Origin of the sequence: Arthrobacter sp. MP_M4, from assembly GCF_035984855.1 — a bacterium.
Classification (GTDB): Bacteria; Actinomycetota; Actinomycetes; order Actinomycetales; family Micrococcaceae; genus Arthrobacter.
On record NZ_JAXCHX010000028.1, the window covers coordinates 15348 to 28588 of the forward strand.

Consider the following 13241-nt stretch of genomic DNA (forward strand, 5'->3'; position numbering starts at 1 on the left):
AAATGGGGTCAAGCGAACTATGTTGCCGTCAATGCCGACCTCCTCGATATTCCCGGCACAGCCGGTGGAAACTTTGGTTACTGCGCAGACGGTGCGACAACGCAGAGCAAGGGCAAACAGGGAGCATGCTCCTGGCATAACGGCCTCCGGAGGTAGCTGCCCTCGACACAGGAGCCAGCGCTGGCAGTCACGCAGTGCAGAGGACTTCGGACATTCAGTGCAGACCACTTCTGAAAATGACACCGTCCGCTTTCGAGACACGCATGTAGCCGACGAGCACGGCAGTTCTCCTCTGTCATTTATACGTTCGTTTAAGTGACAACGTGATTCCAAGTGTCGCAGGAATCTGAAGATGTCACTTAACCCGTTATTTATTCTAAGTCATGTAAAGGATTGCTGATCTTTTGTTTGTGACAGGAAGTCGAGGGGTATCTGAAGCTCGGCGAAGGTTTCCCGGACACCGCGCACGGATTCTTCACTTCGGCACCCGTATCGCGCGACGTCGAAGAGCTGCTTCGCGACGACCGGGTCTGCTTTGGCTGCCGCAATGGCGGCGTCCAGTGAATCCACTGTCTGCTTCCAGAGCTCCTCCAGAGTCGGCCTGTTCTGCGCGTCGGCGGTGGCTGTCGGTCGGCCAGGCCGGGTTCCGTCGCTGATCGGGGGGTTTGGTTCGGGGCGCAGGAGGTGGGCGGCGGTTCCCAGGGCTGTCAGTGAGCCGGCTTCGATCAGTTCCATTGCGGCGGCTGCTGCTTCGAGCAGCTGCTGCTGGGCGGTCCAGTTTAGGGTCTCGAACGGTTGCCACGAAAAGAGGCCGGCCCGGAACGGGTGCCCGCAGTGTTCCCAGACACGACGCACGTCGTCCAGTTGCCGGCCATATCGTCCTTGGGCTGTGGTGAGTTCGTCCAGGAGGGTACGCAGCAGCCGGAACCAGATGCCGGCGTGAACCGGATAGCGGGGCAGGTCAACGGAACCGGTCGTTATCGCCTGCCAGGTGCGCCGGTCCATGAGGGACAACGACTCCGGAAGCGCCCGCTGGTCGTGGGCGGGGGTGGTCCAGAGAATGTAGTCCGCCGGACGCCCTTCGTAGGTTTCGAGCCGGCGCCCGTGTACCGGGCAGCTGGCCATGACCGGCAGTTGCCAGAAGAGCAGTACCGTCGGGCTGGATTCCAGGCAGTCCGGGCATCCCCGCCGCGCACCGGTGCCCGGGAGCCACGGCAGCCACTTCCGCGGGGCGTAGATATTGCGCCGCTTGGGCGGCAGGAGCACCGAGAGCTGGTGCACATAGGTTTCGTAGGCGCCGGGGGCAGGGATGAGGCTGTCGAAGAGCCAAGGCACCCATCCGGCCATGGTCATAGCGTCTACGCGGTGTTGGTCAAGACCGGTGCGCCTGGCGAGCTCTTCGAGCAGGTGCGTCGCCGGGTCCAGATCCAGCTCGGGGTCGCTGAGTTCCCGGTGGCCGAGTCCGTGTTCGAGCAGCTCGTACGAGTGCAGGCCGTACCCGGCGGCGATCCGCCGCAGCCAGGAGGACAGCGATTCCGTTTCTGCAGGTGCCGGGTGCAGGGGCCAGCGTTCCGGGGGTCTCATCTGAGTTCGCGTTCGAACTTCCGGCGCCGGACGCTGGGACCGTCGTAGCCGGCGAGGGTCAGCGTCCGGTGGTTGATGGATTCCTCGCCGCTGTCCACCGCCGCAACTGCCGCTTCCGTCAGGAGCGATGCGAGCTCCCCGATGGTTCCCTCACTGCGGGTGAGGAGGTAGCGGGCCATGTCCTCGGCCGCCAGATTCGAGTGCATGCGCAACGGGAAGGAGGAGGAGAAGCTGGCCAGTAGGGACGAGAGGTCTGCATTGGTCTCCCACAAGGGCAGCGTCATGGGCTCAAACCGGTTTTCGAGCTGGTCATCGGAACGGATGGCCAGATAGGCCTCGCGGGTGCCGACCCCCACCAGCGGGATACGCAGCTCGTTTCCCAGGAAGCGCAGCAGGTTCAGGAATTCGCGCCGGACATCGGCCCGGCCGGCCAGCACATTATGCAGTTCGTCAATCACCAGGACCCGCACGCCGACGCGGCGCAGCACGGCGAGGGTCAGCTGTTCGAGGTCAGCTACGCGCCGGCGCGGTCCCGTGGGCGCACCGAGCGCGGCCAGCACGGTCGTGTAGAACCGCGGGATGGACGGTTCGGAGGGCATCTGGACGCACAGCACGGGGATGTGTTCCTGGTCCGCGGCGGAGTGTGGCGGGTGCTGGCGTCGGAACCGTTCGATGATCATTGACTTGCCGTTGTTGGTCGGTCCGATCAGCAGGAGGTTGGGCATGCGTTGTTTGCCGGGCCAGTCATAGAGTGTTTCGAGCCGGGTGAGGGTCTGGACGGCCCGTGGGTAGCCGATCCAGCGGTCCGCCCGGATGTGCCGGATCCGTTCCTCCGCCGGCAGGCGGGCCATGGCCTGGGCCCAGGGCTGGAGGTGGGAGAGATCCGGCGGAGGGTAGTCATCGATGCTCACCACTGCTCGACCTCTTCAAAAGGACGGGCTGCTGCGGTGTCATTCGTGGGAGGAAGCATCTCATCCGGGGGCGCCGCCGGGGTCTTCGCGGTCCCGGAGACAGGGAGGTGGCGCCGCCGCTGCAGATCCCGGCGTGATCTGCGGGTTGCCCGTTGCGCCGTGGCGGTGATCTCACGCATCTGATCGATCATGCGGAACAGTGCTTCCTCGTTGACCTGGTCGTGTCCCTGCTGGCGCAGCCGCGCCAGCGCCTGCCGGTGTTCCCACAACGTCACCGCCGGATGGGAAACCGTACGGTACGGCACTTCCACATAGGCCGTTCCCTCCGGTTCCAGCACCCAGACCCTGCTGATGTCCCGCGGGTCCCGCCGGATGATGAATTTTTCCTCCCGGTCCCGCCGCGCAATCCACGGCTTGAGCACGTTCGCGAAGTAATGGACATGGTCGATGACAAAACCGGTCCGGGTGATTCTGCGACGGATGACCGGCAGGAAATCGACGAGAAACGCCGCGGGGTGCGCAACGACAGGCTGCGCTCCGAACTCCCTCACCCCTTCATGCCAGCGCCCGGCCGGTGTCTGGTTCAGGGATTCGTGGATGCTGCCGTGGTAGCCGGCCACTGCCAATGTCAGCCAGCGTTCCAGCTCTATCAAGGTCAGGGCGGACATTTTGTCGGCATCGTACCCGCCGCGCTGTCCGGGATTGGAGAAGGTCGTGCCCGGCAGTTCATGGACCCGCTGCATGGCCGTGCCGATAATGCGCTCCACGATGCCGCCGTAGTGCGGGCGGCCCGGCGGCCGGTAGTTGAGTCTGATGCCGTGCTGTTCGCAGCCACGGCGCAACGCTTCGCTCTTAAATTCCGCGGCGTTGTCCAGGAACAATGCCCTGGGTTTGCCGCTCATCGGCCAGGCCGCGTCCACGCCCAGTGTTTCCAGCAATGGCCGTTTCTCGCAGGCCATATGCGCGATGCACAAGCCCACCGACACCGACGACGGCGCCTCCAGGGTCACGACCATTCCCAGCAGGCACCGGCTATAAACATCGATGGCAACCGTCAGGTAGGGCCTGCCGATGGGCTGCCGGTCCCGGTCATCGACGACAATCAGATCAATCACAGTGTGGTCAATCTGCACCTGGTCCAACGGCGCCACGACGGCCGGCACGTTCCCGCCGGCCGACTGCAACGGCCGGACGGCGTCCCTACCCTCACGCCTGCGCCTGACCTCCACCGGATGCAGCCGGGCGATCCTGCGAGTGACAGTATTCAGCGCCGGCACAGGAAGCTCCCGGGTCCGGCACGCCTGAACGACCTCGCGATAGAACGCCGCCCGGGAAAGCTTTTGCCGCGTCAGGTAGTGCTTACGGACCAGCTCGTCAATCACGGCCTCGACGCGTTCAGGCAACCGGCCTTTGCCCTGGCCTCCGCTGGAGTGTCCGGGGGCAACATCCGTCACCACACCGCTGCCCTCACGGTAGCGTTTGATGAGCAGATAAACATGCCGCCTGGAGATACCCAGCTCCCTGGAAGCTTCGTCGACCGCCTGTTTACCGATGATGCTCAACCCTGCCAACGGCGCGATGACTTCAGCCCGCCGGCGTGCCAGTTCCCAGACCGCATCCGGCATGGTCAGCAAACCGTGCCCACTGATCGGTGTTGATTCCGGTTCCATGCCAGTCCCTACTCGTGCAGCGGACTTAATTACGGGCGACGCCGCGACCTCACGCACCGGGCCAGGTCCAACGATCCTCTCCGTACCGGCAGGAAATCAAGGATTATCGGGTACGGACCGGCGGATTGTGCTGAGGTCTCCTGAATTTCCGTGCTGACCACTGTTGACAAAAACACTCGGTAAGCAGGACTTCGGACATTCGTGCACTCGCCTTCGGAAAATGACAGCAGCTTGATGCCTCTTCTCGTGGTGCACGATTCCTCAGATGCTGTAGTCGGCATCGATCAGGCTGGTCTCATTGCCGACGGCCACGCTTATTCCGCTTCGGTGATGTACACCGAAGGACTCGGTCACAACCGCCTGCTGGCCGATCGATGTGTTGTGGACGCCGTCACCGAATTCGTTTCAACGCAAGTCGAGTCGCGAGTCCAAAACCCTGTACAACAGGAAAATGGAGTCTCGAACAGCCCGCCCCGGATCACGGAGAAGCCCGGCGTCGACGGCGCGTACATAGGCGGTGCTGTCCGGCGTGCTGACACTGGGAGGAAACCGAGGCTGTGAAAGTAGCACGTTGTTTAGTTGACGCGAAAGTATGGACGGCTGTAGAGCTCGGTGCGATTCCTTCATCGACGAGGCGTGCGCTGCGTGCAGGACTTGTCTGCCTCGGTTGCGGAGCAACTGTGGAGCTCCAGCGAGGACGCAATATCGGGCCTGCCAGGTTTTGTGCTGAACATGATCCGACCTGCCCTGCAGTGGCGTCTACGGCGAGCGTTTTCCGATTTCTGCAATAAGGACGCACTTCCACCATGCCCTCCTTGGGCCAGAAATACTTGACACAGTCACTCAGCCCAATCCGGCAAATACCTAGGAAGCGATACATTGAAAGAAGACCCCATGAACACCCACTATGACGTTGTAGTCCTCGGCGCCGGCCCTGGAGGCTACGTCGCTGCAATCCGCGCCGCACAACTGGGTAAGAGTGTTGCCGTGATCGAAAAGCGGTACTGGGGAGGCGTCTGCCTGAACGTCGGCTGCATCCCGTCTAAAGCACTACTACGTAACGCGGAACTGGCGCACATCTTCACCCATCAAGCCCGACAGTTCGGCATCTCCGGCCAAGCCTTCTTCGACTACGGCGCTGCCTACGATCGCAGCCGGCAAGTTGCAGACGGCCGGGTCAAAGGCGTTCACTTCCTAATGAAGAAGAACGCGATCAGCGAGATTGACGGCCACGGCACCTTCACCGATCCCCACACCATCGAAGTAGCCCTCACCACCGGCGGCACCCGCAAGGTCACCTTCGACGACGCCATCATCGCCACGGGATCCACTGCCCGTCTCGTGCCAGGCGTCGAGCTCAGCGAGAACGTCGTCAACTACGAGACACAAATCCTCACCCGAAAACTACCAAATTCCATCGTGATCATCGGTGCCGGCGCCATCGGTATGGAATTCGCCTATGTCCTGGCAAATTACGGTGTGCAGGTCACCATCATCGAATACTTAGACCGAGCCCTCCCCAACGAGGACATCGAAGTGTCGAAGGAGATCGCCCGACAGTACAAGAAACTCGGCATCAGCCTCCTCACATCAACCAGAGTCGAGTCGGTCACCGACGATGAAACCTCGGTCACCGTGACCTTCTCGGCGCCAACCGGCGAACGGTCGCGCATTCGCACGGATAAGGTCCTCATATCGGTGGGCTTCGCACCCCGCACCACCGGATATGGGCTAGAGAACACCGGCGTAGAACTCACTCAGCGCGGTGCTATCGCAATCGACGACTACATGCGCACGTCTGTCCCCCACCTCTACGCCATCGGGGACGTCACTGAAAAGCTCCAGCTCGCACACGTGGCCGAAGCTCAGGGTGTCATAGCCGCCGAAACAATCGCCGGCGCCGAAACCTTTCCCATTGGCGACTACCGCATGATGCCCCGAACTACCTTCAGCCAACCGCAGGTCGCTTCCTTCGGCCTTACCGAACAGCAGGCTCGCGACGAAGGCTATGACGTCATCATCGCCAAGTTCCCCTTTACCGCCAATGGCAAAGCGCAAGGTATCGGAGACCCGACCGGGTTCATCAAACTCATCGCTGACACAAGGCACGGAGAACTCCTCGGAGCCCACCTCATTGGCGCCGACGTCGCGGAACTCCTCCCTGAACTCACCCTCGCCCAGAAATGGGATCTCACCGCAACCGAACTCGCACGGAATGTCCACGCTCACCCCACGCTGGGCGAAGCACTCCAAGAAGGATTCCACGGACTCACGGGGCACATGATCAACCTCTAGAACCACATCGAATACTCCTGGCTGGCCGGCGCACTACGTCTACTTGCCGAAGAACTGGACTTTGGCGAAATGCCCATGAGCTGGGGAGACCTTCTCAATAACGGTGTATCCGGCAGTTTCCTTTAGTTGTTCTCAGCTGCCGGGAATCGGTCGCCGAAGGTGATGGCGAAGGCGTTCAAAGCGGGCTTCCAACGCACGGCCCATCGCGTTCTGCCGGCACCGGCCGGATCGAGTGACCGGGTGACCAGATACATGAACTTTTGAATCGCCCCGGGTTTGCTTGACTCGGGCCACAACAAAAACGGGCTGTTGCCTGGCAAATCGGACCACTCTAACGCCCGCACTCAACATACCAACGTGACAGCGAGGTTCACGATGACAGCTACAGGCTAGAGGCAATTCACCGCAGCACGATTCCTCCTTTGTTTCCAGCAGCAGGGACATGTCCGCCACCAGGTCTCCCGTGGTGCGGGAAGGCAGCACATGGGCCATGAGCCAGCGCGAATAGCCGGAGGTCACGGTGAGCACACGAGGTGAATGCATGGCACCGTGCCCCGGTGGGAATGATTCGCTCGGTGGGAGACAATAGGTCCCACTGGATCATTTCCCTGGGATCGAAGCTGCGGTGATTTGAGAGATCCGGGCCCTAATTTCGGCTGTCTTGGCGCGAAAGACCGAACGTCCTCCCGTGTAGCCAACCGACTGGCGATTTCGCGCACACACAGGCCTCCAGCCATAACTGTCAAAGTTTCGCGGTTAGCTGGCGGAGGCTTTATGTTCCCGGGGTGCATCCCTTCGGGCCTGGGCGACCTCGATCCGTGGGGTGGCTTTCGCCTGGCGAATCGACGACGCCAGCCAGCTGCTGGAAGAAAATGACGCATCCGTAGCGGAGATTGCCTTGACCGTCGGGTTCGCGACACCAGTGACTTTTTCGCCAGCGATTCCGGGCGGTCACGGGTGTGGCGCCGCTTGGATATCGCAGGGCGTTTCAATTGCGAAACTAGGCTCCCGCCCGCTTACCCCAGTCGTGATGCGGGCGCCGGCCGTTCAGGCCGTGTTCGTAGGCGAAGATGACGGCGTGCACGCGGTCGCGCAGCCCGAGTTTCATCAGGATACGGCCCACATGGGTCTTCACCGTGGATTCGGCCACGAACATGCGTTCCCCGATCTCCGTGTTTGTCAGTCCTCCGGCGATGGCCGAGAGGATTTCGCGTTCCCTCGGGGTCAGGGACGCGACAGCTTCATCGCCTCCGGCGGGTGGACCGGCGGGAAGCCGTTGGCTGAAGAGGTCCAGCATCCGGCGGCTGACCCTGGAGGAAATGGCGGCGTCTCCTCCGGCGACAGCCCTGATGGACGCAAGCAACTCGGCTGGTCCCACATCCTTGAGCAGAAAGCCGCTGGCACCGGCCCGGAGTGCCGCGAAGGCATATTCGTCGAGATCGAACGTCGTGAAGACAATAACCCTGGACCGCGGACACTCCTCAACAATCGTGCTGGTGGCCCCGATGCCATCCATGCCAGGCATCCGCACATCCATCAGCACCACATCCGGCGCAAAGGTGCGACACATTTCGATTCCCATCCTGCCGTCGGCGGCTTCACCAACGACCTCGATTCCGTCCTGGGCGTCGAGGACCATGCGGAATCCCATGCGGATGAGAATCTGGTCATCGACAAGCAGCACCCGGATCGGTCGCCGGGGTGAGGCAGTTACCGGTTCCATGAGGCTCCCTCCTGCGGCACGAACCGCGCGGTCACGGACCATCCACGGCCTACCATTGGGCCTGCCTCCATCGTGCCGCCATACAGTGCGACGCGCTCACGCATTCCCACGAGGCCACGTCCGAGGTGGCCTGCGGGAATGACCTCGTGTTGGCCGTCATCGGTCACCGAGACCGTAATCTCGTCGGCGCTGAACTGCAAGCCAACAACCACCGCCGATGCTTCCCTCGCGTACTTAAGCGCATTGGTGAGCCCCTCCTGGACGACGCGGTAGATTGCCAGCTGGATCCCGGGGTCGGCCGGAGGAACACCGGCTGATCGCAGGACCACTGGAAGGCCCGTGGAACGGAAAGGCTCCACCAGGGCCGGCACGTCCCCGACCCCGGGCGCTGGCACCACCGTGCCGGGGGGTTCCCCGGTGGTGCCTACGTTCAGCACTCCGAGCATCCGGCGCATGTCCGACACCGCGGTGCGGCCCGTCTCGGCCACTTGACGCATGGCCGCGGCGGCGCGGGCAGGATCAGAGGGGGCAATCTCTGCAGAACCATGGGCGAGGGAAATCATCACCGCCAACCCGTGCGAGACGATATCGTGCATCTCGCGGGCGATCGCGTTCCGCTCCGCGGCCGCGGCGATACTGGCCAGGTGCTGCCGTTCCCGCACCAGCCGGTCCGCGCGGTCCACGAGAGCGGCCACGTAGCTGCGGCGCGAGCGGACGTTGAAGCCGACCAATGCCGCGATCACGAGCACTGCGATTGCCTGGCCGGCCTGGCCCGGGTCAACTATTGACCCGGGCAGGACCGCGGCCAGAAGGAGGACGCCGCTGGTCCCCAGCAGAGCACAGGCTGCGTGCCGGGTCGACCTGTAAACGGCGACGGCGTACAGTGCCATGGCTGTCGCCACCGCTGCGAAGCTTGTCGGCGCCGGGAACGTGATGAGCATGATGCCCGCGGCGGCGGCCAACGAAAACATCGGAGCCCGCCGGCGGAAAAGCAGGGCAGCTCCGGAAACCACCACCGCGAGCAACTGAAGAATGAACCCCAGGCCATTCGTCTCGTGAACGATAGCGGTCACGGCCAGGGCCGGCCCTGCATACAAGGCAGCGATCAGAAGGTCTGTGATTCGCGGGCGGGAGCGCCATCCGCGTTGCCGGATCGGTTCGTCCGGGGGACCCGCCGTCGGCAGAGCCAGTTCCTCCTTGCGCTCCCTGTCACCCGTCCCGGTCATGCCCCGGACTCTACCCGTCGTGACGTGCATAAATGGCCTCCTGTCCTCAGTCGGTGGGTACGGGTAGTTCCAGCGTGGAAAATCATTGGAGTGCAAGGACCAGGTACAGGGCTGCGAGGGCAGCTGAAACGGGGGTCATGACCAAGCGTTCGGGCTTGCTGCGCGAGATGGCGTTCATCAGGACGCCGAGCGCGAAGTATGCCGTCATCACCCATATGGTCACGGACGTAAAGGATTCGCCTATCAACGGCGGGGCCAGGTTGGCCTTGGCCAGCGCGGCATATGCGAAGAGGACGTACAAGCCTATGGAGACCGCACTTCCGATTCTGAGGTTGGCCGGGAGGACACGGTGTTGTCCGCCCCATGCCATCCTCCCGAGCGGGGCCCCGTTAATTAGAGCTCCCTGGAAGACGGTCAGGCCTGCCAGAAGCGCGCAGGCGAGTATTGCGGAAAGCTGATCCAACGGCATTACAAACCACTCTCTTGTGCAGTGGCGGGCAATCGATACCCCGGCTTGTGTCCGGCATATTCGCGAAAGCGGAGCATCATGGCGACCGCCATCAGCGGGATCATTGTCGCATGGCTGAGAGAGATCATTGTCCCGGCTGTCATAACCCCCAGGAGGTAGGGGACCGTGGTCAGGGCTGCGGGAAGAAGCATCGCTGCCGACATTTCAGCGATAGCCTGCCAGGTGTGGCGCCGATGGCGCATGTACAGGACCATCGGCACGCTCATGTTGAACGCCATGATGATATTCGAGAGGACGGGCAGCCGGACCCACGGGTCGTCGACTCCGGCAAGGGCCACCGTCATCTCGTAGACGGGGTCAAGCACGAACATTCCCCCGTACATCAACGCAACCATCACACCGAGGTGCTTGGCGAAGTAGACGTATCCCGTCCGGTTCTTCGGGACGGCCTGCTGGGCCCCGTCCAGGGAGGCGGCCGGACGCTGATCGAGTTCGTGGATGTACCGGGTCATTTCATCTGTCCCTCTGCGCGACGGCGGATGGCGGTGCGAGTAACCACCGGCAGGGCGCCGATGAGGGTGGCAAGCAGCAGGCCGAGCACGATCAGGACCGGAACGCGTACATAGGTTTCACCGGCCGGCAGGTTCAGATGGGCAGTGGGATAGTCGATCATCTTGGCCGCCGACACGGCGGTGGCGCGGTCGGTATGTTGCGCCAGATATTCGAGGGCGCCGTCGAATCCGAGAGCTCCGTCGGCGCCGGCAAAGGCGTCGGCGGGAACATTGCGGGACGCGGCCCAGTCCCTCAACTGGGGGTCGATGTCCTGGTCCCGCGCCGCGCCGGGGGCGATGACCCTGTCCACCTGGGGTGCCTGGGTTTCCGGTACGGTGAGGAGGACCATACCGTGTCTGGTGGTGACGGCCTCCGTGGCGGCAACCGGCACGGCGCGGGCTGCGAAGGACATGTTATAGACCTCGAACGCGCTGGCGACGTCGGCTTCTCCTACTCCGTTGAAGAGCCCGACTGCGATCGTCGGCCGGAACCACGGGACGAGGGCGTTGAGTCCGACGGGGAGGTCAGCGGTGGTGAAGGACTGGACGGATATTGATGCAGATGCCATGAGCGACCAGCCCGGGTAATTCATCAGGCGGCCTACGCGTTCGGCTTCGTCAGGGCCGGCCAGGTCCTCCATGACTTTCAGCGCGCCCGGAATTCCGGACGTGACACCGGCTGTGGTGGTGATCATGCCGTCCTGAACGTATCGCAGGCCTTCCGACCAATGAACCTGGGGATGGCTCTTCTTCAGAGAACCCAGACGTGACCAGTGGCCTGTCGCCTTATGGCCGTCGAGGACACCGCTCCCTGCCAGAACGTTCGATCCGTTGCAGACGCCCAGGATGCGGGCCCCGCGGCCTGACTGCTCCACGATCCACTCCCGCATCGCGGTTTCCTCCGGCCCCTCCGGAGCGCCGACGGCGGGGACAACGACGACGTCCGGCTTCCGGGCCTTGCCCGATCGAACGTCCTCGAACGTGTACGTGGGCACTATCGCGGGGCCTCCGTCAATCGCTGCAGGAGCCGACTGCGCCGCAATTGTGTAGACGGAGAATTCGGGGGAGCTGGCAAACACCTCGTAGGGCGCAAGAACGTCGCTCCCCACGGTGCCCGACGAGCCCAGGACAACGGCGACAACGATCGCGCCCGAGGAGGACGGCAGGTTCACCGGGAATCCCTGCAGGCTCTGCTGTGGCGGCGCCACATGGCTTTGCGCATCAGCCACCGCTACGCCGGCGAAGGCCAGCGCAGCCACAGCGGCCAGGGATAATGCCACCGAGAGAGCGGTGTAGAAAAGGCGTCGTGAGCGGGAGGCCATGAGCGGGGTCTCGATTCTGTAGACGCGAGCTGCCACCGTGCGTGCGCCCTGCGTTGCTCATCACGCTACGGATTGCCCGTTTCCCAAACATCGGTCCAAGGGATACTTCCCAGCAAGTGCATGTGGTACCGGGGTACTACCCGTGTGCCATTTCGGCTCCGCCGGCTTACGAATGCCGGTGGCCGCCAGGTTGTTGCACGGCGTGGATGCGATGTCACCACCGGCATCCCGTTAGGACAGGCAACTAAAAGCGACGTATGCCAACGTTGCACCAGCAACGAAATCGACAGTGGCGGTGCTCAAAGGCATCAGCTTAGGCAATCGGGCCGGACTCACCCGGGGCAGTCCTTTCGGCGATCAGGGCCGAGGACAGTCGAAGTTTTCTCGAGGCCGAGGAAGAGTCGGTGATGGCCACGAACCGACTACGGCAACATTGTAGGGACGGCACCGGCGGGACTAAGGACTGCCGCGGTCCGGATTCGGACGGTACAGTCGCCGGTAGCTGGTGGGCGTCATTGAAAGCTCGCGCATGAAATGCAGCCGCATGTTTGTCGAAGTCCCGAGGCCACAGCGGTGGGCAATGGCTTCCACGGTCAGATCACTATGTTCTAGGAGCCTTCGGGCCTCGGCCATCCGTTGCCCCGTTAGCCACCTCAGCGGTGTCACGCCCACTTCCGCCACAAACCGGCGGGCAAACGTGCTGGGTGCCCATCCGGCATGGCCAGCCAAATCTCGAACCGATAAAGGCTCGGAGAGGTTCTTCCGAGCCCACACACAAGTCGCTCCGAATAGTCCAATCGGGGCAGCGACAGGATTCTCGATGAACTGAGCCTGTCCGCCTTCCCTGTGGGGCGCAACTACCATGCGGCGGGCAATTCTGTTGGCAGCCTCGGTTCCGAAATCGTTTCTGACCAGATGGAGGCAAAGATCTATGCCAGCGGCAACACCGGCACTGGTACTAACTCCTCCCTCATCTACGTAGAGCACGCCGGCCTCGACGGTCGTCGACGGATACATCGCGGCGAGCCGTTCAGCATTCCGCCAGTGAGTTGTGGCCCGCTTCCCATCCAGGAGTCCCGCGGCTGCCAGAGCGAACGCACCCGTGCAAACGGAAATGATTCGCGCTCCACGACGACTGGCCTGGCGCAGCGCATTACTCACCTTCTCCGGAGGGTCGTCCAACGGACTGAAACCCGGAACAACCACAGTGTCAGCAGCGCGAAGTAGGTTGAGTCCATGGGTTACTTGGATGGCGTAGCCCGTCGTCGTGGAAACGAGACCAGGCTCTGCGGCGCACACCTTGAATGAATACCGCTCTCGCTCGTCTAGGTGGCCGAATACCTGGGCGGGTATAGCGAGATCGAATGCCACTACGCCCGGCAATGCCAGAGCCACGACGTTGTGCATGGCCATCACTGTACAGGTGAAAGAGGCGGTCGGCAGAATAGTTTCGATACGCGGCAATTCTGCCCATTCTTTTTCCAGAACCC

General features: G+C 62.7%; 11 protein-coding genes and 1 pseudogene. 2 read left to right on the top strand and 10 right to left on the bottom strand.

What is annotated here, in order from left to right; genetic code table 11:
• Positions 1-381 precede the first annotated feature (381 nt).
• Genes RCH15_RS16440 through RCH15_RS16450 form a run of 3 tightly spaced genes read right to left on the bottom strand, consistent with a single transcriptional unit; the run spans position 382 to position 4165 of the window.
• Positions 382-1584: a TniQ family protein gene (locus RCH15_RS16440; protein WP_326961736.1), complete on the bottom strand. Its 1203-nt coding sequence runs from the start codon at positions 1582-1584 to the stop codon at positions 382-384.
• Positions 1581-2498, bottom strand: a complete 918-nt coding sequence (locus RCH15_RS16445) for a TniB family NTP-binding protein (RefSeq protein WP_442784528.1) — start codon at positions 2496-2498, stop codon at positions 1581-1583. Before RCH15_RS16445 ends, RCH15_RS16440 begins: the two co-directional genes overlap by 4 nt.
• Positions 2492-4165 (bottom strand): Mu transposase C-terminal domain-containing protein, encoded by a 1674-nt coding sequence (locus RCH15_RS16450; protein WP_326961737.1) that lies wholly within the window; start codon positions 4163-4165, stop codon positions 2492-2494. The genes RCH15_RS16445 and RCH15_RS16450 overlap by 7 nt, the downstream gene beginning before the upstream one ends.
• 201 nt (positions 4166-4366) lie before the next feature.
• Here RCH15_RS16450 and RCH15_RS19130 point away from each other — a divergent pair, with 201 nt between their 5' ends.
• Positions 4367-4726, top strand: a complete 360-nt coding sequence (locus RCH15_RS19130; protein ID WP_442784529.1) for an alpha/beta hydrolase — start codon at positions 4367-4369, stop codon at positions 4724-4726.
• Between the two features lie 333 nt (positions 4727-5059).
• Positions 5060-6460, top strand: coding sequence for a dihydrolipoyl dehydrogenase (gene lpdA / locus RCH15_RS16455; RefSeq protein WP_326961738.1), 1401 nt, complete (start codon positions 5060-5062; stop codon positions 6458-6460).
• A gap of 122 nt (positions 6461-6582) precedes the next feature.
• Here lpdA and RCH15_RS16460 read toward each other — a convergent pair.
• The 7 genes and pseudogenes from RCH15_RS16460 to RCH15_RS16490 form a co-directional block, all read right to left on the bottom strand.
• A pseudogene (locus RCH15_RS16460) lies at positions 6583-6729 on the bottom strand (IS256 family transposase); the annotation flags it as partial.
• 731 nt (positions 6730-7460) lie between these two features.
• Complete coding sequence (locus RCH15_RS16465) at positions 7461-8183, bottom strand: response regulator transcription factor (protein WP_326961739.1); 723 nt, start codon at positions 8181-8183, stop codon at positions 7461-7463.
• On the bottom strand, positions 8171-9409 hold the full coding sequence (locus RCH15_RS16470) for a sensor histidine kinase (RefSeq protein ID WP_326961740.1): 1239 nt from the start codon (positions 9407-9409) through the stop codon (positions 8171-8173). Before RCH15_RS16470 ends, RCH15_RS16465 begins: the two co-directional genes overlap by 13 nt.
• Positions 9410-9491: 82 nt before the next feature.
• Entirely contained in the window at positions 9492-9878 is a 387-nt protein-coding gene (locus tag RCH15_RS16475; RefSeq protein ID WP_326961741.1) for a hypothetical protein, read from the bottom strand.
• Positions 9878-10390 (bottom strand): hypothetical protein, encoded by a 513-nt coding sequence (locus RCH15_RS16480; RefSeq protein WP_326961742.1) that lies wholly within the window; start codon positions 10388-10390, stop codon positions 9878-9880. Before RCH15_RS16480 ends, RCH15_RS16475 begins: the two co-directional genes overlap by 1 nt.
• Positions 10387-11751: a DJ-1/PfpI family protein gene (locus tag RCH15_RS16485; RefSeq protein WP_326961743.1), complete on the bottom strand. Its 1365-nt coding sequence runs from the start codon at positions 11749-11751 to the stop codon at positions 10387-10389. Before RCH15_RS16485 ends, RCH15_RS16480 begins: the two co-directional genes overlap by 4 nt.
• Before the next feature lie 456 nt (positions 11752-12207).
• Complete coding sequence (locus RCH15_RS16490; protein ID WP_326961744.1) at positions 12208-13158, bottom strand: helix-turn-helix domain-containing protein; 951 nt, start codon at positions 13156-13158, stop codon at positions 12208-12210.
• Between the last annotated feature and the right edge of the window lie 83 nt (positions 13159-13241).